Source organism: candidate division WWE3 bacterium (assembly GCA_026396615.1).
GTDB lineage: Bacteria > Patescibacteriota > WWE3 > JAPLWK01 > JAPLWK01 > JAPLWK01.
This window is the reverse complement of sequence record JAPLWK010000010.1, coordinates 66,521-88,875: the sequence shown is the minus strand read 5'-3', so window position 1 is coordinate 88,875 and position 22,355 is coordinate 66,521. Positions and strand designations below refer to the sequence as shown.

Here is a 22,355-nt window from a genome sequence, read left to right as displayed (position 1 = left end):
GCGCAACAAAAAATACTTTTTCACGGGCAGTGAAATTTATATTTGAGGCAGTTGAATCTGTGTATTAGTTTTAATCCGATGAGACCTAAGGTCAATAGCGTGTTTATGAAGTTGTTAAAGCCTTCCAAGGTTTAGTTCTAAGAAGACGCGTAAGACCGCTAAATTCCTCGTAAGAGTCCTTGGCAATTTTTACCGTAGTATGACGGTCATCAACCCATTTGATCGGAACATCTTTGACTTTAAAGCTCACTTTTTCAAACAAAATCACCATTTCCGAATCAAAAAACCACAAATTATTTTCAATCACCGGCTCAACTTTTATGAAAGCACTGCGGCGTAAGGCCTTAAAACCACACTGGGTATCGGAAACATGCGTGCCATGCATTAATTTAACGAGGGTAATGTAAGTCCGTGACATGATTTCTCGCAGCAGCGTTCGACCGATGACTTCGGACTCTCGCATGTTTCGGGACCCGACAGCCATATCGTACCCGTCATCCAAAAGACGGAGCAGTTTCGGAAAAGTCGCGAGGTCTGAAGACAAGTCAATGTCCATGTAGGATACATAGTCAGCCTTAGACGTCGTCCACGCTTGTCGCAACGCCCAACCTCGACCCTTGCGATCAAGTTTAAGACCGCTTACTTTCCCGAGATACTTTAGTGACAACTCAGAAACGACATTCCAAGTGTTATCTTTGGAAGCATTGTCAACAATCTTAATTGACCAATCATAATTCTGTAAATTAGCAACGCAAAAATCATATAAAACCGGAATATTCTTCGGCAAATCTACTTCTTCGTTATAAACCGGCATGTCAATTTCAAGTCGCCTCATAGATTCTCACTGATAATATTTAACTGACGGGCCACTTTTCCATCCCAAGAATTCTGCTTGGCAATCGCGCGACGCGACTCACAACGCTCTTCGGAATTTTCGTCAACTGCCTGCTTTATCATTTTAACAAACTCTTCATCAGAGTCTCCAATATAGCAAACATCTTTAAAATCAGCGTAAGCCGGCAAATTGGTGACGACAACCGGAAGACCGGACGACAGCGCATCACAGAATTTTATGGGGAAGCAGCCCTCAATAGTATAGTCATTAAGTCTGTACGGGATAATAAAAGCATCAAAATAAGTGTAGAAAGGCACTTGATCGTCGTATTTTACTTGTGGTAGTAGGTGAATGTTTGGTAGGACTGTCAACTTTTTAAGATCTGGTGATTTATCAGCCTCACCATGCGGACCGATAATAACGAACGAGTAATTAGGTAATGCCTTCGCCGCTTTGATTACTAATTCAACATCGACCTTGTAATCATCAATCGTTCCCGTAAACCCAATAATCGGCCTGGGTATATTTTCAAGGCTTGGCGGCATTGGCGTGCGCTCTCGACTGGCGGACGAGAATAATTCATAATTGCCAGCGTTAGGAATAAAGAACGTTTTTGGATTAATTTGGCTTAATCGCTTTTTAAGACCGGGCGCTGATGTAAAAACCAGGTCTGACTTTTTGGCAAGTTCAATTTCCCAACTAGCGACGGCTTCCGACAATCCTAACCGCTGATAATTCGCCATCGCCGGATAATTATCAACGCAATCATAAATTAAGTAATCATGTGGTATTTTATCAACATACTCGCGCATCGAAACGTTATAAACCCACAGCACCGTCTTTTCTTGAGTCATATCTAGACCCAACCGTAGGGGTTCAACCTGCTGAACCCGCAACCGATTTATCCGATCCACATTAAAACTAACCAAATTTGGATCTTCAGAATATGACAATGTTATCGGAGTGTAATTTAAGACTTCTTTGTTTTCCCCAAACTCTGTTTTCACAATTCTTGACCCGGTCAAAAGACGTTGGCCTGACCACTTTCCTTCACTAATTTGTTTCGCTAATTTCTGCAGCCTAATCGGTGGATCCACGAAGATGACTTCATGCCCCAGGTTCGCAAGCCTAGACATAACTTGCCGCTTATTAGTCCACAGCGGCCAGTCCCAGAGCTGATTTGATAAACAGATAATTCGCATATATTAAATCTTTTTGTAAATTCCCCACATCGGATAACCAGCCACGCTAACAGTATCTATAATCTGAAAACCTTGTCGACCACCATCTTTGTATTTTAATACCCATAAATCAACCTTATTAGCATCCAATTTTTTATCGCCAGCATCATAAACTGCAATATTATCTTTAACAAAAGGGCGCAGTTGGCGATTATCGTAAGCCGCTACCGCTCTAACTTCTAACTTCTCATTAATCCAACTTCCAACCAAGTGATACCCCTCTCCCCACCATTCACCATCAAAGTTATAGCCAGCGGTGGGACCGCCAAGCAGTGGGTTATAATAAGCCAAATAGTCCGGTTGATATATACCCAAAACAATTACCCTTATTGCTAATATTACCCCTAAAACAATTAATAATATTTTCTTTTTTAGCTGCACAAAAGCGTAACTCGCAATTAAGGCGACGAAGGGAACAACCGGCAGCAAATACCGATCCAATTTTTTAGTTGCCAGCGATATTTCTAACATATAGAAAACTATAAATCCTAAAGATAGTAATAAAAACAAACTGGTTTCATCTTTGTCTCCTTCTCTCCTATTAATCCTCTTTATCAAGAGTATCAAGCCAATAGCAAAAGCGGCAATTAATTCTGGAGTAAATCTTAATAGAAAAGCTAATGGGTAAAAAATCGGCCCTGGGTTCATGGTTGGATGCCCAAACATGTTATGTAAATTAAGCCGAGTATCCCCTTCTAAGAAGATCCCGTTCCAGTAAAGCTTTAATGTCGACACAGGACTCGTCCACATCGCCGGCCAGACGACTAAAAACGTTGCCACGCATGCTGCAACAACGGTCGACACGATGGTCATGGCCTTCTTAATTGACAACTTCTTAAAGATTACAAATGCCCCAACACTTAACAGTAAAAACGGAATTAAAAATAACGAGATACTTTTGGTCAACAAAGCGAGACCAGCAAAGACGCCACTAAGTACCGCCCATTTAATGTATTTAGTTTCCAACAAAGCCAACCACAAAGTTAAGACCGACAAAAACATAAAAGACGTCATCAAAGCGTCAGTATTGTAAACTCGGCTATGAGCCACCAACCACGGCTCAGTCGCCAGCAGAAGTGACGTAACCAAAGCTAAACGCTGATTATTAAAGAGCCGCTTGATTAAATAGTAAGAGACGGCGACGGCCCCAGTGCAAACAAGCGCGATCGGTAAATTCTGGGAGAAGTTTGTCCACAAAACGACGGCTTGAGTATTTGGAGCCGGCACATGTTTGACAACAAAGTACAAGCCCCGAAAAATCTTCATCCCGATTCCTCCCAGCCACATGAGTGTTACGCCAGGGTGGTGGGTGATGGCCATGTCGGCAAACCTGTGATCAGCAAATAAACCAATGAAATTATAGGTATTCTCTTTCCAAAAGAAGGCATCAGTGTTGAATAAATCAAAACCTATTTTATAAACTCGAGGAAAAAGTGTGGCTAAGAAAATAAGAAAATAGACCATATTTAAAAGTTCCAAAGGAGTACAACTAAGCTATAGTCTATCATGAAATACTAGTCTGCTTCTAACGGTTAAGGAGTAACTACTACAACTTCTTTAATATAACGGGCTTCAATTATGTTTTTATTATCAAAATCACTAATTCCAACCACTAAGTCGTAATTTCCAGGCGCCACAAAACTCGGAATTTTAAAATTTAGAGTTTCTTTGTAAACATGCTCAGCATCCCAAGTATCGGTCTTATTTAGGGAATAACTGGCTAAATTAACCAGTTGAAAAACCTTTCGAGACTCTTTATTGACTAAACTAGTCGTAATTATAAGCGGCTTATTGCTAAAATACCGGTTAATCGCCCAAACTTGCGTGATTTTATTATCAGAATTTATGAGGAGTTGATCTGGAAATAACGGGTCCTGTAAAGACAATCCAGAGTTGTAACTGATCTCCGATCCTTTTAAATAACTTCCGGTGTCTAAAACTTCTATATTAAAATCAAGGCCTTTTTTAAAATTATTATTAGATGAAGACTTTTCAAACAAAATTAAGCTGTTACCAAAGTATTTAATTTGATAAGAATTATTACTTAGAAGATCACTTACAAACTTTGGTATTAGAGGGGTAATGTTAAAATTATCAACCGAATGTAAAACTTGATCAGAAGCCAAGTCTACCACTACATCATCAGCATCTTTATAATTAGCTGGAAAGAGGGCTAAGGAAGGTCTTAGCGATAATTGAGCTCCCAAGAAATTAGGCGCCGAAACAGAGGCCTTTTCCGGAATTTGTTTTATCGTATATTCCGCCGTGTCACTATCCTTAGGATTACTAAAACCTAAGCCTTCATAGGAATTACCAATACTAGTCTTTATTTTTACTACTACCAAATTAGCATTATCCGAAGTGCCTGCACCTCCAGGTAACCCTGAAGTTTGAGATATATTCAAATTGCTTTCATCTGTAGACTCAATGGCTGATGTGTTGGCTAAACCGTTATTGTGATCAAAATAATTATTCACGAAGCTAACCAGCTTTATTAGTGGCCCGCCATGTTCTAAATAAGGCCATAAAGGACTATTAAACCTACTAGAAGCCCACAGAGAGGCTACCAAAACTACAAGCGAGATGGAATAAACAGAGACCAATGAGAACTTACCAGGTACTCTCTTTTTTAGATAAGCTATGAAAAAAATAGAGGATACAAATAAAAATGGAATAATTGATGAAATATACTGCAGTTTAATTCCTTTCATGGCAGAGTTGTTACTAAGCAGGTTAATGGCAAACTCAGGCAAAGTAATTAAAATAATTGGTAAATTTAATGCTGGAATAAAAATTAGGGGACCAAATACTTTAAATAAATAGTCTCTATTTTCAGAAGATATTAAAACGCTAAGCGTATTTTTTGGATTAGAAATGATATTCCAGGCAATATTCGTATATGAATCGCCGAACTGATCGTAACGATTTAAGAAGAAATTTTGTGAGTTACCGGTGCGAAACATTTCAGATTGATCGCTCAACGCGTAGTTTGTAAAGCTAGTGAAGCTCTTTTCACGAATTCCGCCATACGAAGGAATAATTAAACCAAAAGTAACGATGGCCCACAAGATTCCGCAAGTAATTACCGCCAGTCCTAAATGTTTTCTATGACGAAAAAAGGCAATGTAAAGCCCAAAAAATATAACGATTAATGATATTTCTTCCTTGCCAAACAAAGCAAGACCAATAACAATCAAAAACGGTATCAGCCAATTCTTTTCTAAAAAATAAAAGGCCCAAATGAATAATGGAATCACTAAGGTAACGCTGTGAAAGTCGGACAGAAGTAAAAAGGCGACAGCCGGGTAAACCAAAAAGATAATTCCCCAAATTAATCCAAGCCAATTAGATTTTGTCTTTATTTTAATCAGAAGATATATGGGAATAACGGAAGATGTTAATAATAGTGCTTGAGCTACTAGAAGTACTCGAGGATCGTTCCAAATCCAAAAAAGAGGTGCGAAGATTACCATTAAATAATCGGTGTGAGTGGCGGCTTGAGACATGTTTGTCCCAAAATGATCGGTAAATTCAAAAAACCGACCATGCGCGGTGTTCCAAACTGTTTGGGCCATTATACCTAGATCAAATTTACTTGTTTGGAATGTGGCGTATTTATAAAAAAGAAGCCTTGTGGAAACCTTAAAAATTACCACTCCGAAAGTTAGCAAAATACCAAAAGGTAACAAAGCTAAAAACTTCCTTACTAAATTTTTAATGCTAATAACTCTAGTCATTTATTAATGTTAACAGCATATTATAGCAATAATTAAACTCTGTTATCTATTTAAAAATATGGACTAGAAAAGCAACTTAGTGGTAGTATTATCTTGTGTTATCAAGCATTTTCCAGATTTTAGGTATCTCCGAATTAATTTTAATTCCGATCATAGTCTTCGTGATATTGCTAATCTCAATCAGACAAGTTATCTGGAAAAATAAATTTTACCTAATCGTAATCGCTGGTCTTAGCCTATTATTTTTAGCCGATCCGTTTTTTACCCGTGGCGTAACCATTACCCAAAGGGATGCTCAGTTTGATTTTATTCAAAATTACATTGTTTACCGAGATTCTATAAAGCAAGGTTTAATACCTCTTTGGAATAACCATGTCTTAACCGGTGTCCCCGCACTTGGAAATCCTTTAACCGCATTACATTACCCTTTTGCTTCCCTATTTTTAATCTTGGAACCTTATACCGCCTTTAACATTCTGCTATTAATCCATTTTATTCTAGCAGGAGTTGGCGCTTTTTTACTCGCCAAGAAACTAAAAATTAGTAGCGGCGCTGCTATATGCACGGCTGTGGTTTTTATGTTTAATGAATGGACTATCTCTAAACTAGGAACTAATGCTTATATAGGCTATATTTTTGCCTATAGCTGGTTACCATGGTGCTTTCTATTTATATTAGAAGCATTACAAAATATAAACTGTCTAAGAAAATCTGTTATCTATGCAATGTTATCCGGTTGGGTCGCCTCAAACATTATTAACTTTCAACCAAACGTCTTTGTGTATTCTTCTTTAGCTATAGTAATAATTGTTATTACATATTTAGTGTATATATTTTTGAAGGACCGAAAAAATATTGTTCTAGTAATTTTAACTATAGCAATAGTTGCAGTTTCAATTTTTATGTCCAACGCAATAGAAATCTGGCCATCTTATAAGCTTAAATCATTCACGTCAAATACAAGCTTAACCAGAGATGTCACAAAAGATTGGCGATCCGTAGGTATTACTAGTTTTAATGATTTTAAAAATACAATACTGCCAGCTAACTATCAAACAAATCAAAGGCGGTTTAGTCCTGGATATATTGCAATTTTTCTTGCCGTAATTAGTTTGGGGGCAATTTTTTTAAAACGTTATCGTTTGCAAATGTTATTTATACTTTTCTTATTTGGATTATATATTTTAATAGGTATTAAAACACCGATCTACGGACTCTTAAATAAATTCTACCCATTATTTAGCCAATCAGGAATTGCCCCGTCAAACTACGCTCTTTTAATCTCTTTAATAGCTTTATTATCAGGATTTGGAGTTGAGCTATTAATAGTCGTTGTCAACGAATTTCTTAAGAAGAAAAATATAATATTGGCTAGCTTAGCTGGCGTTATAGTAGCCTTATTAATATTTGGAGAAACTTGGGGTGTTATCAGTCCGCCGATTATAATTCTTGGTAAATATTTACCATACGGAATTTATTATGCCGCACCGGGTGAGAGAGTCGCTTTATCAGAAAGATTTCCAACAGTAAAAATTAACACACTTTATGATTACCCACATCTGGAATTTATTAACAAAAACTTTCCTAAATTAACTGTGGTTGACTGTTTTCCAACATTTAGCGTTTGTCCAATTAACTCCTTTGTTATTAATAATTTAATTGCGGCTAGTGTTCCACTGTGGCCTTCTGTATTTGTTGATAAAAGCTACTGGAGTAATTCATATATTCAAGCTATAACAAATAAATACGAGGCACCAAGTATTAGTAGTAATTATCTAGATTATCTTAAATCGCAAGGTACGACGTTATTGGTAACAACAGAGGAAATTACAAGCAACCTCCCAAAGTTTTTAAAAGATCAATTATTATTAATAAAGATTATAAAATGGCCAACCTCCGGTAACCATATGGAGGAGGATATTGGATTTAAACCTCTTCCCATAGTTTACATCTACAAAATTATAGGGGGTGTTGCCACTGTCTCAGTAAATATTCCTAAGTGGATCTATAGCAGCTATCTAGCTGGTCTTGTTATAACACTAATTTGGACAATAATTCTTTTGGTAATTTTTTTAATACCAAAAATTAAATGGTGCAAAGAAAAGTTTCAGGGCCACAAAAGTCTTTAGGCACTTTGTAGACACCTACCTCAGTTCCGGTCATAGGTGAAGCAAGCGTTGGTGAGAAAAGACCAACCTTAGGCCAAGTCGTGATATTTGAATAAAATTTCTTCCAAATCCCTGCCGTCATGGGATGTTCGTTAGAATAACTAGGCGACGTGATTACGTAATTAGCGGCACTTCCAACTGTAATAAGGTAACGTTCTTTATTCAGGGTACTAAACCCGCAAAACACATCGGATAGTACCGGTGGTAATTGCTCCTGTGATGAAGACCCATACGTGGGGTGATTTATTACAAAATTATTTGCGTACCCATATTTCCAAATCGGCGGAGAATCAAATGATGGTCTTAAAATAATCGCGTCTTTGGATATCTCCCCCCTAATTGATTGTAGCGCTAATTCTCGGGTGTCAGGAAGTGAATGCGATCGTAAAAAGAAAGCGACTTGCCATAAGGAGGTGCATAAAACAACTCCCACGATTACTAACGCAATCAGGACTCGTTGACTTCGTAACAAATTAGAAAAATCAGCAATACTTAGCGTCATTAAAACGACAACAATGGGCAAAAATGGCAACAGCCAGCGAAGATTAGTGCTGCCATGACTGCTGTAAAAAGCCAAAGCGCATATAAAAGATAAACTCAAAAAGATTCTAAAAATATTTTTAGAGAACAAAGCAATGACTAGCGACAACAAAGACAAGACTGCAAACGGTAAACCAAAGGCATTAACCATCGAATACGGACGCAAAAACTGAAGGCTTATGATTTCCGGATTTACCCCCAGAAAATATTCAAGAATAGTCGGGAGTTTACCGCTGCTTGGCGCTCCGATATTTTGCAGGTTAGAGACGTTACTCAAAGCCGCTAAAGTAATCCTAAAATTTACAACCGACAGGGGCGAGATTATTAAAAATCCCAAACCCACGATTAGACCCATCGCTAAGGAATATATAATTGTTTTCTTTAGAGATAAGGCTTGATTTAAACACAAATAAATTAGAGTTAGACCGATTGGAATAGCAAAAACTATCACCCCAAAGTTAAATCCAGCTACTAAGCCTAATGCAATTGAAGTAAATATCCAATTTCGCCGATTTGGTTGAACGATGAATTCATAAAACCGCCATAGGAACAACGACACTAGTAAAGCGCAGATCGGGTACGGCGATACGACGTGAGAATAGTAGATAAAATAGTAGCCAAGTGCCGAAATTAAAAGCCCGATAATCGCAGTTTTAAATCCCGATATCTTCTTAAGTAACCAAAAAATTACCAGTGGTATAAATCCGCTAACCACAGCGATAAACAGCCGAGCCACAAAAATAAAATCCGCGTGAGAGAGAACGCGGGAACCAACTCCACTTAATTTGTAGAACCCGGTAACAGCGGAAAATACAACGACCAATGTGTTTGTTAAGCCATGTGGGTGCGGATAAAAATAATCTGTGTTCAGTAATTCTAAATTACGGGTCTTTAGTAAATTAGGTAGGTTAAAGGTTATTGTCATCGCCGGATTAGCAAACTTACCCTCATCATCAACTTCAAAATCTGGTAAACCATGTCGAAGATAAGATACCCGTAATATTATTCCGATGACAAAAATAATAAAAACTAATGATAATTTAAATTTTCTATGTGTCATTTTATGTACGCTGCGGACTCGATAGATATTTGTTGAAGCACTTTCAAACGCACATTCTTATTTTCTTCACCAAATACTTGGCAACTGGATCCACTATAAATATCGTAGGTGCCACTGTAGTTTAAACCAAAATCTATATCTACTAATCTATTACCGAAGAAATAAAGCTCATAGGTAACTCCAGGACCAACCCGTCCTTGTAAATCAACCGGACTAGTCGCAGAGCTTACAAATTGGCCACCGCCATAAGATATAAAGTGTTCGTTATAAAATTCCACTCCGTTTACGCTTGAAGATTCTCCCGTAACTACAGTCGCTCCCGAATCAATTGCCAGATGAGCTAGTTCTTTAGACGGCGACTGGCTTTTAAGCCAATTAAAATTAACAAAAATAACATCGGCCTTGTTATCTTTTGCGGTCTTAATAGAGGCCGAAATGGTCGCTTGAGTAAAATCTGGTGAAGCGGGATTAATGCTCACGAAAGCTAAATGGTTATTCTTAACATCTGAATAAGAGATGTTCTGACCATCAGAATACTGGATTTTCGCTGCTGTTAAATCCGTCTTTGTTTCGGCGAAAGATGGGTCTACCGGCAGATTAACCACATCGATTCCACTTTCTGTAAGAGATTTTACGGCTTCACTATTTGTGCAAACCGTAAAATCAGAACAGTCCTGTTTAAATGGATACAACAAATCGGCAACAGCCAAATCCAGACCGTGTAAGTGTCCGCCGACCTTACTAACCGGATATGAATAGTCACTTCGCGTTTTCATGATTTCTGATGTCTTACCCGAAAAGTCCCAAGTTCCAGTTACCGCGACCGTGTAGGTTAAATCGGCAGGTAGAATAGACTCCCGCCACTCGTGATTATCAGCTGTCAAATAGTCAACAGAAAGTTTAGGTAATTTACTTTCATTTAGCCACCATTGATTATTAAGTGGATAGTTCAATTTATAAATAAATAAATTGGGGCCCAGCCGATCACCAAAGTTTTGGTAACTATAAATTGGGTACAAATTTTCGAGTATCCCTCCAAACTTTGAATTCTCACGAATCCCACGCAAATCCATATCGCCGCTCACAACGACGTATTCAATCTTTTTCTGGCTAAGAGGGTCGTATCGCCAAGCCTGAACTCCAATTACCGGATGAGTTCCTTCATAAAACGGCTGATACTCACCTTCTACTCCTATAACTTTACCTTTAGGAATTGCGTAATCGATAAAATTCTTGGCAATATTACGAGTATCTAAAAACGTGTATAAGTAATCTACCTTTAATGACGCCGCAACTAGAGGAGTGACCGCTGTAATAACCAGTAATGGATATGCGACTCTCCAAGCTTTGTTGTTTTCAAAAAATTCTTTCTTAATAAAATCTGTAATCGGAAAAAGACCTAGTATAAAAAGGCTGGGTAGAACTAAAAATAATGGCATGAAAATTTGAATCGGAGCGAACACAGAGCTTCCCACGTACAAAGTGAAAAATACGAAAAATAATCCGGTTACTCTCTGTAATTTATTACCGCGTCTAAAAACGAAAAACAAACCCACTAAACTTATAATTAAAGGAATGAACCCGTATCCTGAAAGAATTTTATTAAAAAGGGCATCGGCGAGTCTACCAAAAACCGCCAATTCCAATCTATTTCCGGAGCGAGTTAATTGCCAAAAAGCACCAATTGATGTATCGCTGCGACTAAATTCCTTCCAATCTAAAAGTGCGTAAGGTGTACCGGCAAAAAAGGCGGCAAGTGCCGTAACGCCAGCTAAAACCAACTTCCACCAATCTTTTAGTAAACCTCCGATGTCTATATTTCGCCACTTTCGTTTGATCAAAGATATGAATGTTTCAACGAATGGAAGGCGTGATAAATGAACTAATACCAAAACAAGTATAATTAACAAACCATTGTATTTTGTTGACATAGCGAGGCCTCCAAACAGACCGGCCAGTATATAATTTAGTAATGACGGCCTTCTAGCCGTTTTTAAGGCAAACCACAGTGACCAAGCACACCAAAAAGTCGCGGGGACATCTATAAGCGCATATTTGGAGTTCTCCACGTGAAAGGGAATTAGGGCAAAAACTAAAGCTGCCAGTAAAGCCTTTTTAGGGCTGATTAAAATTTCTTTAGAGGCTAAATAAACCGGAATAACTGTAAGCGCCCCCATAAATAAGCTTAAAAGTCTTAAAAGTAAGTAGAAGACGGCCCCGTCATTCCACAAAATCGGCGCCATCGCCTCCATAGCCGGCTTCCAACCCCAAACTTGCCAAGCAATCCGAGCTTTATAGAAGATCCCAAAGACTAGATACGACAAGTAGAAATGGAAATGCGGCCAATCGAAATGATGAGGATTTAAGTCAAACCGCAGACCTAAAACGCTGTGGACAAGAGCCGGCTCATCAACGCTATAAATATAGGGAAGCCCATGCCACACTCCCCATAAACGGATTACCAACGCAAACACGAGCACTAGAAGAAGATAAGTTTTAATTGGAATAAACTTAAGAAAAATTGTTATTTTATTTGAGAGGGTGTAAACCCTGGTAGATATACGCATATGCAATACCGTTAATTGTAACAGTTTTAAGCGGTTTTAAGTGCTGATACTCTTCCCACAAGCCTAAATCCTGTTTTCTTTGGATCTGGTTGATATAACTATAACATGTAGATATTCTCATTTTTTTGGAATTCGGGACACTATTTATGTAATCTGCAACTTCCAATAACCCCTCACCCCACCCAGTTGTAGTTAGACGCTGCGCTACTTTAGCTCCGCCGATCAGTGGATTATAGTAACTCCCATAATGCCAACTTAATGGGCACAACTCCAGTATAAACTGGCCAAAAAATACTAGAATAATAATCAAATATAATTTGGCTTTATTTATGAATTTAACTTCTACTTTCTTAAGAAGTTGGTACAAAAATAACCCCGCGTAAATGTCAAAAAGCAAGAATATTGGCATTATGTAGCGTTCACTTTTTTTAGCAACAGCAGACATCCCAATTAAATAGATAACAAAAAATATTAAAAATAATATAGTAAGTCCAGTATGTGTAGAAATTTTCTTGGTTTTAATTGTATTTATAAAGGCCGCTGTAATACCAGCTACAAATGCAACCAACGATAAAGGATTGGAACGAATTAACAATATTAGTGGATAGTAAGCAAAACCAGGGTTACTACTCACCCGTCCCAAGAAGAAGGTACCACCTACTGATTCCCCACCCTCAAGTAGACCACGGTTAAAAATTCCGTACGCCAAATCTTTTAGCGTTAGAATCGGCTGGACCCACATTGCTGGGTAAAGTACAAAAAACACTGTCAAAGAAAGCACACCGTATAAGGCCAAATTAATAATCGTAGTAAGGAGTAGTTGTGTTTTTAATCGACGGGTTTTGAGTAAATCGATAATAAATGGCGTCGCTATAACAAATAAAGTAAATCCGCAGACTAGTACACCATTTACTTTTGTTAGAACTGTTAATCCAGAGAACAAAGCCGCAAGTATCAAATAAAGTCTTTTCTTTGATTTAAAAAACAAAATCGCACACAAAGCCGTTAGTATCACAAACGAGGCTAGCAGTGAATCCATCTGAATAACCCGCGAGGAGGCGATGTAATAAAAATCCAAACACACTAGTAGTGCGGACAAAAAAGCCGCTTTCCGATCAACAAGTTTCGAAAGTAATAGAAACACCATTAAACAGGCGGCAGCATTAACCAAAATAAGAACGTTAACTTCAGACGAGTGAACCGTCCAAAATACTAAAGGGTCTTTAAAGCCGCGAGCCGGGCTGTCATCACCCGTAAAACCAGGGGTGTTGTCGGACGTGTCGAAAGGATAGTGATACTGTGGGATATAGTTAAATCCTGAGGAAGCTCGACCAATATAAGAGAGCCAATCTAGAGTGACAGCGGGGTGCAGTGATTGAAAAGTGTATTGCCATTCATGATTCTTAATAGCTAGTGAAAAGTTTTCGATCCGTTGTTGCCAGGTGGGTTCATCCGGATTTATTCCCTCAATTTGCCAGTTGTAAAATCTAACTCCGAAGGCTACCAGAAACACAAACGCTGCCGCGATAAATAAACTTAAATTACGAGAAGGCTGTAAATACTTCATAGGTTTCCAATTTGTGGAATAAGAGATTGACCAGGGCTTTGCGAGTCAGGATTATAGTAATAGTATTTCCCAAAAATACTGATGTATTTTACGCTTTCTAAATGGGTCCAAAGTTTAAATTCATGACCATCTGCAGACGAAAACTGATAATTATAATCGTGGTTATTAATTGGATCTAAAAAAAGTATTGCGATCTCGCTGCGAACTTTAATGTGCTGATCTTTTTCAAATAAAATGTAGCCTTCATCAAGCTTTTCCGATCGGAGGATGCTGTTAGAGTATCCGATTTTAAACTCTACTTGATGGTTGGTGAGCATATTTCCCATGTAATTAATTTCGACCAGACGGTCAACATCTCGGGCTTCTTTCAATTTTTGATCGAGCCTGGGAAGCCCAATACCGACAAGTACACTTATTATTAGAATAAACCCTAAAACAACTAATAGGCTTGTTTTTACTTTAAAAACCGGAACGTTAGCGGTGACGGCTTTAAACCAATGTTGATTTCCTTTAAGGATAAGAAGAAATATCGTTAAAATCACCCCTCCATAAAACATATTTGGCTGTAACAAGCCAAGAAACCGACCCTCTAAATTGGCACAGGTTAAAATGTAGGTTATTACTGAAATAAGCAAGCATAGATAGTTATAAGGTTTACGTAGAGTAAAAAGGCTAAAAAGCAGCAGTCCCCAAATCGGTAGGAGAAGCATTGTATATTGATGGTACCAAGCCAGCCCAGTGCCTAGAACTCCGATGGTAGTTAAGAAAAGGCAGCTAATAACAACGTCCAAGTCACCTTTTTTACGACGTAGATCGAGTCCTAGGAAAATCGCGATCAGTAGTCCAATAATCCCATATGAAATTAAACTCCTAGCACGACTTTCGGTGATAGTGTGACCAGCGATATGAAATTCATCCATGTGCAAATCAAAGCGTTTAATAAACCCGAGAAGCGATTGATCACGCCAACTAGGAGTTGCTGCCTGATCAGACACATATTTTAAAACGTTATGCAAATAGTAATTATTAATTCCGGATTTAACATATATTTCTGCCAATCCGCAAAGCGCCACTACAGTAAAAAGAGAAACTACTAACAGCAGCCAACGCTTTTTCCAAAACGCATAGGCGATGATGAGCAGTGGGCTAACTTTAGTTATCGTACCAATCGCTAAAAGCACCCCTCCGACAGTACTACCCAAAACTCGATTCCATTTGACTAAAACCCAGAGCCCAAAAGTATAAACAAATAAAAGGATGATATTAAACTGGCCCTCCGTAAGCGTAAATTGAAAAGGATAATAGATTACAGCTAAAAAAACCAAAATCGGCCACAGCCACAGCCTTTTAAAAACCTTGGAAACAAGTATTGCTGACGTTATCATCAAACTTGCGTTTGTTAGTGACCAAACAATTTTTGCTAGGTACATCGGAAGCAGGATTAATGGTTTAAAAAGAAGTATGGATGCTGGAGGGAAAAAGTAGGGGAATATTGGAGCGTAGTTAATGTAAGGGTGTTCCCGACGTACTAAGTTTAAAACCGCCTTTGGAATATAGTAGTAGCAATAAAAATCCGAAGGGACTAAACCAGTAAAAGCTCTAAGCAAAAGCCCTCCGAGAATCAATCCGGAAATAACGACACAAACTATAAGTAATATGTAAACATATCTATTTTTCTGTGGCATAGATTAAACCTCCCAGTAGGGCGACGAGGAGTGTGACTAAACGGCCAACTAACGAGACAGTAACAGAGATAGTCTTATTGATGCCAATTAGACCGAATAACAGTGCATACAAAGCCTCTTGCGCTCCCCAACCATTAGGAAGCAACGACAAGAAGGTAACGAAATTAGTGACTGGGAAAACCACCATCGCCTGCCAAAAAGGTAAATGATAACCCAGAGCTGAAAAGGTTAGGTATTGAAACGCCATTGAAAGTCCCTGAATTAGGAACGATAAGCCGATAGCCGCAGCAAGAGCCTTGGGACGGTCTTTATAAAAAATGAATGCTAACCACAGTTTTCTGATTTTAGGATGAATCTTAGAAACTTTGTCACCTATCAAAAGACCGATCCCGCAGGCAATCAGGAAACCAACAAAGATAGCCACTCCGATTAATTTATAAACAAACATCTGTGCGGTGAAACCAATAAATATCAAAACGAAGAGACCGGTCGCTCGCTCCATGACCACCGAAATAGAACTGTCAAAAGCCTGGTCGGTGTACTTTGAGAGTTTATAAGCTTTAACAATGTCACCGCCAACGCTACTTGGCATAAAATTGTTAAAAAAGACGCCAATAAAATAGAGCTTAAGCAAAATTAAGAACGGCACTTTAGGACCGCGTGCCGCCAGAAGCACCTGCCAGCGTAGGCTGCTGAAAACATTTTTTAAGACCACTAATAACAAAATAATTAATAAAATCCAAATATTAGCGGCCTTAACGGCGATGAGGGCAGATTTGAAATCGAATTTATGAAACACCCAAAGAAGAAGTGCCCCAGATATTAAGAGTTTCGGCAGGAAACCCAAAAATTTCTGGATGACGGTTTTTGGAGCTAACTTCTTTTGCGTGAATACTTCAATAGCTTTTTTATAAACTTCTAAAATTTTCTCACCGGTTCTTTCCCAGCTAAACTTCTCTTCCGCCTGGACTCTATTAGCTTCACCTAAAAATAGAATTTGCTCCAGACTTTGGGTTAACAAAAAGATCATCCTGCTTGCCAAGGATTCAGCATCACCAAGCGTTGCTAGCAGTTCCGTGGACCCTAGCATCTTAGCGTTAATCTCAGTATTAAAGGCCACAACCGGTAAACCGCAAGCCATGTAAGTTAGCATCTTCTGATTGGCTTCTGTTGTAGAAACTTTAGGCGCGATAGCAAATTGACCACGGTTTAAAAAGTCCCCGATTTTTGAGTAGTCGACCGCGCCCACAAATTCAACTTGTGACCCAATACCTAACTTCTTTGACATATCTTTGTAGTACTCGATCTTTGGAAAACCACCAATTATTAACTGTGCTTGCGGGAATTTCTCGATGACGATTGCGAATGCTTGTAACATTAAATCAGTGCCCTGATATTCACCAAGTAAGCCCAAATAAACAAATGTTTGAGGCTTATGTCTTGATAAATCTGGCTTGAGGATGTTGGTATCAACCCCGTCACAAACAGTTTCCAAATGAGCAACTTTGAGATTCCTCGGCGCGCTGGTGATCACAAACTCCGCGCCCTCATTTACTTTTTGTTCCATAAACTTCGCCAACTTCAGAATAGGATTGTTTGGCTTTACGAAGTGATGGTCTACAGATTCAGAAGACAAGCTGCCTTGATAATCAAATACAATTGGTCGTTTAAAGAATCGCCGCAGGATCATGGCGATAAAGGCTCCTTCATGCAAATGGGCGTGAATAATATCCGGCTTGAAAGTAATTAGAGTTTTGGCGGTTAGCAGAAGTAGAAAAAAGTCTAAATAAAACTTGTGCCAAGAAGCCCCGGCAGCCGTCTTTTTGTACCAGGGTATTTTTGGCGTCCGCAGTATCTTAAAATCACCAAGATCGCGTCCTAAATGGTAAGTCGTAATAACCACTTCGTGCCCAGCTCGTTTAAGAGCTTCTGCTTCCTCGTATATTCGAACATGACAGCCTCTATCTGAAAAATATGGCGTCGGAGCGATCATGAGTATTTTCATGCCGACCTCCGCAACAGTTTGTTTATTTGCGCTTTAGTGACGACGTTTTGCTTGACAACGACTATGAAAAAAAGCGAATAACAAATAGCAGATAGCAATATTTTGGTGGTTAAGCCAGACGCAGTCAGACTAGGAATAAATAGCGGTAATAAAGGCAAAGTAACTAACATTACTGTTTTATTGACGACCCAAAAACCGATATGGTGACGAATCACTGCGACTTGATAAATAAGCGCTAACCCCGACCCCACAGCCATTGCAATAGACATCAGCAATATTTTATCATTTATAAAGCCTCCAGCCATAAAATAAAAGCCCACGGTACTAGCAATCATGACCACATAGTAAATAATCATCTGAATAACTTTTTTTGCCGGAACGATAATACTCGCCCCTAAATAGTTGATGTATGAGTAGAACCAAACTGCTAGCGTCAACGGTAGAATGTACGGAAGAGATGAATCGTACTTATGTTTAACGAAAATAAAGAAGATTTGTGGCGCCCAAAAAATCGCTGTCAACGCCGCGAGCCACACAAAAGAATAAATCTTATTAAAATTTTCCATAAAGACCTGTTTAAAAGTATCCCGCTCTTCTTTGTAAAGCTTGGTCATAACTGAAAGGTTTACATCTGTTAAAGCATCAGACACTGTCATTAGTTTAAACGCATAGCCCATGGCGTAAGTAAAAAAACCAATCGAAATTAAGGAAACTTGCGTACCTAAAAAGACTGTTCCTAAATTTTCCCAGTTCGTGAAGATTATTTTAACGATGTAGATAGACAAGCCAACTGCAAAAACATCTTTTAAAATAGGAATGACCTCAGCCTTCGTTGGGAATTTCCAAGTAGATCGCAGTGATTTAATGACGAGAACCCACATAACAACAACGGAAACTAAAGTGACGAGTGACAAAGCTAGAAAGTAACCGTTGAATTTAAAGAAGTGACTTAAGGGAACATACAAGCAAAAGCTGAGAATTGCTAGAAATGCTTGAAATAAAAATAAATGTTTAAAACGCTGTAGACCTTGAAGCACTGAGCCACAGACATCTTGACTGGCTTGAAGTAGTAAAATGACTGCGTAGATTTGTAGTGGACCAGCCATTTCGATGTGATGATATCCAGCTGCGATTCGACCAGCGAAAATGAAAAGTCCGATCGCCAGTGGTAATGAAATGGCGTAACGAGCAATCAGTGATGAAATGAAAACTTTAGAAGCATCTTTTTCGCCTCGGTAAGCTAATTCGCGAGTAGTGCCAGAAGCCAAACCTAAATGCTGAAAAACTCCCAGCATCGCTCCCACAGCCCCGATGACGCCAATCAATCCAAACTCTTCAACCGACAAAATCCACCGCGTCAAAATTATGCTTTGAGCAATCCCCACCCCCACAGAAAAAAACCGCGATGCGACGCTAATTGATTGCCACTTTAGTAAATCCTTAGTCATAAAATAGTGGGCGCAACCTTATCAGGTTTCGCGATTTTTAATATTAAAAGCAAGGAGCCTATTATAACGAAAAGCGTTAAGAAAGAATAACCCGCAAGAAGTGTTGAAAAATTTATTTTGCTAATTATCGGTAAATCAGAAGCCGCTTCAAATATAAATGGGGCTAAATTATTTTTAGAAAAACCTTCCTCTAAAATTAATGGAAGTCTGGAAGCCCTTTGAGTAGCAACAATACCTATATTCGCTTCGGCCTTAGGTGTAAGAAGTCTAGGACCTAAAGACAGCGACCAGAAAGCCACAAAAACACCGATAGCCAACATTATAGCTAATAAAGTTTTAGCAAACTTATTTCTATAAAAATGTTCAACAAAAAAACCAATAGCTGTAAAGAAAAACGGCATCAAACTTGTGTAAAAACGTGGCCCTAAACTCCAACCACCACCCCAATCGTGCCAAAAGGCGTAAACAAGACTAACCACTAAAACTACAGCTAAAGCTAAGGTGCCATCTTTACGTTGGCGCTTCAGCAAAAAATAAAAACCAGGGATTGCCAGTATGAAAAGTGGGGCGTTTGTTACCACACCCTTGATCCGAGATAAATAATTGCCACTTAAAGCTGTAATCGGGTTCCCGGTAAAGGCAATCCCAAATGACGTTGCTTCAGAATTAGAAGTAGCAGCGTAGCTTTCCCCGAATTTCCAAGGGGCTCCAAAAAGTTTGTAGTTATAAGCACCTAAAATAGAAAAACCAACTAGAAAACCGAATAATACTAATAAAGATTTTTTATAGTCTCTATATTTATAAATAAAGACCAAAAAAATGGGAATAAAACAAAGCGCAGGAACATACTCAGTTATCGCTACTAATCCTAATGACAGGCCTATTACAAACGATCTTAAAATAGTTATCTTTTCGGAAGTAACGAGTACATAAAAACCTAAAAATAGAAAAAAAGCTGCTGGTAAATGAAAAAACGCCGTTGGCAGATAACCAAGCAAAAATGTGGTAAATGGTAAAGCCCAGGCCGCCAAAGCCGAAACCCAAAGCTTATTTTTATAAAAGTATAGCAACTTAAAAAGGAGAACAGATGTTAAAGCAAGTGACAAAATAGAGGGGAGTGCCAATGCCAAACTCTCAAGTAACCTCGATTCTGCACCATTCAAAGGCTTAAACAGGTGAACCCAACCATAATTAAAGATCTGTAAAACACCGTAAAAAGGAACTGCAAAAAAGCTATAACCAGGCGGATACGCTGAGTAATAGTGACCTTTAAACTTAACTACATCGACTCCAGATGCATCTTTATATTTATCAATATTTAATACCCGTTGTAAGACGATACTTTTAGTTAAGTTAGCATTAGCTACAGGTATGGAACTTAAAAACTGAAAGTTGTCGTTGGCAACTACGCTAGTTACACCGACAATAAAAACTGCTAAAAATAAAATCCAGCTAATAATAACGGGTTTATTTTTCATAAGTACTAACCACGTTTCGCCTAGACAAAACTATTAAAATAATTAATGACCCCAGTATTAACGTGGTTAGCAACACTAGATACGCCGAAAGAGATACTCCAAAAGTTTTGGGGATATATGGAGCTAAACTACTTACCGACACCGGATTTGGAAACAGGTGCTCCAGTCTTTGAATAACGCGTAATCTAGAAACATCGTAACTAGCGGAAAATTTATCGCGAGGACCAAAAAGTAGTGTGGTGGCTCCAGCTAAAACACCGAATAAAATTAATCCAAAAAAGCCTGGGGCTACTAATGTTTTGCGTTTAATTTCTGAAAAAAAGTACCCTGCCGCAATAATTAAAAAGGCCACAATTGCTGTGTAAAATCGAGGGCCAGTAGTCCAGCCACCACCCCAGTCATGCCAAAAAGCATAAACTAAAGCTACTATAGCAATATAGGAAATTACCAGAACGGCCGACGATCTTCGACGCTTAAAAAGGTAAATTAATCCAGGTACAGCCAGTAGAGAAAGGGGTGCTTGAAAAATTAGGCCTTTAGCTGGTGATAAAAGATTTCCGTAAAGACTTTGCCATAAATTACCTGAAAAAGTAATGCTGGTTAAATCTGCACCAGTTCTAAAAGCAGTCCCTGTAAATTGCTCACCGAAAGTCCAAGGCTTGCCAAACAAGGCGTTATTATAAAGTCCTAAGGCCAACATCCCCGCCATAAAACCAGCCACAACAATGCCGGTTTTATATTTATCACGGGTCTTAATATAGAAATAAACAAGCGAAGGTATAAAACATAGGGCAACTACGTATTCAGTGTTAGCGATCATTCCGAAAAGTAAACCTACGAGGAGTGGAATTCGCAAGTTATATTTTTCCGGAACCACCAGCCAGTAGAAAGCCAGCAGAAGTAAGCTCGCCGCGAGCAGACCGTTATATGTAGTTGAGGTGTACCCTAGTAAAAAAGTGGCAAAAGGGAAGGACCAGGCGGTAATGACTGCGATTGTTTTTGAGACTTTAAAGTGAAGTAACAATTTATATATTAATACTGAAATTAATGCTGTAGATAAAATTGATGGTAAAGCTAAGGCTGTACTTTCTAGAAAGAGCGATATTGATTCGGATAACGGATTAAAAAATCTTACCCAAAAATGATTAAAAATCTGAAGCAATCCGTACGGAAGAGCCGCCGCGAAACTGTAACCTGGTGCGTAAACCGGTAAATAGTCACCACCGTTGATTCTAGCTAAATCAACCCCGGAGGCGCCGTAATAAGTATTAAGATTTAAGGCTCGTTTAAGAATGATGCTAAGAGTGAAGTGCGCATTCGAAGCGGGCACAGAACCTAAATAATTAAAGTCGTTATAGCGAACTACTCCCAGAATTCCAACGATTACTACCGAAAAAAATAGAGTTAAAACGATAAGCCGATTATAATTAATCATTGTGCAAATCGTAGTTTCCAAACTAGTAAAAAAGCTTCCACAAATATCTTCTTATTAAATTTGGAGACCCCTTTACGGCGATCCGGAAAAATAATCGGGAATTCTGTAATTTTAAAGCCAGCTTTCCAAACCCGATAATTCATCTCTATTTGAAAGCCATAACCAAAAGCCCTAACTTTTTCGAAAGGCACTGTTTCTAAAACTTGGCGATGGAAGCATTTGTAACCTCCAGTCACATCGTGAACAAGCAATCCTGAGATGACACGCGTATATACACTCGCACCATAAGAAATTAATTTTCGTAGCAGTCCCCAGCCTTCAGTTCCGCCGCCTTTGACGTAGCGTGAGGCGATTACGAGATCCGCCGATTTTGACAACTTTAACATTTGCGACAGGTACTTCGGGTCGTGTGACATGTCGGCGTCACTTTCGATAATTAAATCGTAGCCACGATCGAGCCCCCACCGAAAACCCTTACCGTAAGCTCGTCCCAAACCTTCTTTTTTAGTTTCTACTAGTAAATTTAAACGGGAATTAGTCTGCTTTAAAGTTTCGACTATTCTAGAGGTACCATCGGGAGAGTTTCCGT

Annotated in this window: 13 protein-coding genes and 1 pseudogene; 1 reads left to right on the top strand and 13 read right to left on the bottom strand. The window is 38.7% G+C overall.

Annotation, left to right across the window (positions count from 1 at the left end; genetic code table 11):
* Positions 1-103: 103 nt before the first annotated feature.
* From NT141_03375 to NT141_03360, 4 genes are all read right to left on the bottom strand, one after another.
* Positions 104-835, bottom strand: a complete 732-nt coding sequence (locus tag NT141_03375; GenBank protein MCX6784085.1) for a glycosyltransferase — start codon at positions 833-835, stop codon at positions 104-106.
* Positions 832-2,037 (bottom strand): glycosyltransferase, encoded by a 1,206-nt coding sequence (locus NT141_03370; GenBank protein MCX6784084.1) that lies wholly within the window; start codon positions 2,035-2,037, stop codon positions 832-834. The genes NT141_03375 and NT141_03370 overlap by 4 nt, the downstream gene beginning before the upstream one ends.
* A gap of 3 nt (positions 2,038-2,040) precedes the next feature.
* Positions 2,041-3,540 (bottom strand): glycosyltransferase family 39 protein, encoded by a 1,500-nt coding sequence (locus NT141_03365; protein MCX6784083.1) that lies wholly within the window; start codon positions 3,538-3,540, stop codon positions 2,041-2,043.
* A gap of 68 nt (positions 3,541-3,608) precedes the next feature.
* Positions 3,609-5,813, bottom strand: coding sequence for a DUF2079 domain-containing protein (locus NT141_03360; GenBank protein ID MCX6784082.1), 2,205 nt, complete (start codon positions 5,811-5,813; stop codon positions 3,609-3,611).
* A gap of 95 nt (positions 5,814-5,908) precedes the next feature.
* Here NT141_03360 and NT141_03355 point away from each other — a divergent pair, with 95 nt between their 5' ends.
* Entirely contained in the window at positions 5,909-7,942 is a 2,034-nt protein-coding gene (locus tag NT141_03355) for a hypothetical protein (GenBank protein ID MCX6784081.1), read from the top strand.
* On the opposite strand, the gene NT141_03350 is transcribed toward NT141_03355, so the two are convergent.
* The 9 genes and pseudogenes from NT141_03350 to NT141_03310 all read right to left on the bottom strand — a co-directional run bounded on the left by NT141_03350 (position 7,899) and on the right by NT141_03310 (position 22,338).
* Complete coding sequence (locus NT141_03350) at positions 7,899-9,581, bottom strand: glycosyltransferase family 39 protein (GenBank protein MCX6784080.1); 1,683 nt, start codon at positions 9,579-9,581, stop codon at positions 7,899-7,901. The two genes, NT141_03355 and NT141_03350, sit on opposite strands and share 44 nt — an antisense overlap.
* Positions 9,578-12,148: a phospholipid carrier-dependent glycosyltransferase gene (locus NT141_03345; protein ID MCX6784079.1), complete on the bottom strand. Its 2,571-nt coding sequence runs from the start codon at positions 12,146-12,148 to the stop codon at positions 9,578-9,580. The genes NT141_03350 and NT141_03345 overlap by 4 nt, the downstream gene beginning before the upstream one ends.
* On the bottom strand, positions 12,111-13,715 hold the full coding sequence (locus NT141_03340; protein MCX6784078.1) for a phospholipid carrier-dependent glycosyltransferase: 1,605 nt from the start codon (positions 13,713-13,715) through the stop codon (positions 12,111-12,113). Before NT141_03340 ends, NT141_03345 begins: the two co-directional genes overlap by 38 nt.
* A complete protein-coding gene (locus tag NT141_03335; protein MCX6784077.1) occupies positions 13,712-15,400 on the bottom strand; it encodes a glycosyltransferase family 87 protein in 1,689 nt (562 codons plus the stop codon). Before NT141_03335 ends, NT141_03340 begins: the two co-directional genes overlap by 4 nt.
* Positions 15,384-17,405: a flippase-like domain-containing protein gene (locus tag NT141_03330; protein MCX6784076.1), complete on the bottom strand. Its 2,022-nt coding sequence runs from the start codon at positions 17,403-17,405 to the stop codon at positions 15,384-15,386. Before NT141_03330 ends, NT141_03335 begins: the two co-directional genes overlap by 17 nt.
* Complete coding sequence (locus tag NT141_03325) at positions 17,402-18,853, bottom strand: oligosaccharide flippase family protein (GenBank protein ID MCX6784075.1); 1,452 nt, start codon at positions 18,851-18,853, stop codon at positions 17,402-17,404. The genes NT141_03330 and NT141_03325 overlap by 4 nt, the downstream gene beginning before the upstream one ends.
* Positions 18,850-20,331, bottom strand: coding sequence for a hypothetical protein (locus NT141_03320; GenBank protein ID MCX6784074.1), 1,482 nt, complete (start codon positions 20,329-20,331; stop codon positions 18,850-18,852). The genes NT141_03325 and NT141_03320 overlap by 4 nt, the downstream gene beginning before the upstream one ends.
* Positions 20,321-21,766: a glycosyltransferase family 39 protein gene (locus NT141_03315; GenBank protein MCX6784073.1), complete on the bottom strand. Its 1,446-nt coding sequence runs from the start codon at positions 21,764-21,766 to the stop codon at positions 20,321-20,323. The genes NT141_03320 and NT141_03315 overlap by 11 nt, the downstream gene beginning before the upstream one ends.
* A pseudogene (locus NT141_03310) lies at positions 21,763-22,338 on the bottom strand (glycosyltransferase). The gene NT141_03315 and the pseudogene NT141_03310 overlap by 4 nt, the downstream one beginning before the upstream one ends.
* Between the last annotated feature and the right edge of the window lie 17 nt (positions 22,339-22,355).

Bases quoted from the DNA above. Each gene is read 5' to 3' on its own strand.
- NT141_03375 (MCX6784085.1), bottom strand. From the start codon at position 835: ATGAGGCGACTTGAAATTGACATGCCGGTTTATAACGAAGAAGTAGAT.
- NT141_03370 (MCX6784084.1), bottom strand. From the start codon at position 2,037: ATGCGAATTATCTGTTTATCAAATCAGCTCTGGGACTGGCCGCTGTGG.
- NT141_03365 (MCX6784083.1), bottom strand. From the start codon at position 3,540: ATGGTCTATTTTCTTATTTTCTTAGCCACACTTTTTCCTCGAGTTTAT.
- NT141_03360 (MCX6784082.1), bottom strand. From the start codon at position 5,813: ATGACTAGAGTTATTAGCATTAAAAATTTAGTAAGGAAGTTTTTAGCT.
- NT141_03350 (MCX6784080.1), bottom strand. From the start codon at position 9,581: ATGACACATAGAAAATTTAAATTATCATTAGTTTTTATTATTTTTGTC.
- NT141_03345 (MCX6784079.1), bottom strand. From the start codon at position 12,148: ATGCGTATATCTACCAGGGTTTACACCCTCTCAAATAAAATAACAATT.
- NT141_03340 (MCX6784078.1), bottom strand. From the start codon at position 13,715: ATGAAGTATTTACAGCCTTCTCGTAATTTAAGTTTATTTATCGCGGCA.
- NT141_03335 (MCX6784077.1), bottom strand. From the start codon at position 15,400: ATGCCACAGAAAAATAGATATGTTTACATATTACTTATAGTTTGTGTC.
- NT141_03330 (MCX6784076.1), bottom strand. From the start codon at position 17,405: ATGAAAATACTCATGATCGCTCCGACGCCATATTTTTCAGATAGAGGC.
- NT141_03325 (MCX6784075.1), bottom strand. From the start codon at position 18,853: ATGACTAAGGATTTACTAAAGTGGCAATCAATTAGCGTCGCATCGCGG.
- NT141_03320 (MCX6784074.1), bottom strand. From the start codon at position 20,331: ATGAAAAATAAACCCGTTATTATTAGCTGGATTTTATTTTTAGCAGTT.
- NT141_03315 (MCX6784073.1), bottom strand. From the start codon at position 21,766: ATGATTAATTATAATCGGCTTATCGTTTTAACTCTATTTTTTTCGGTA.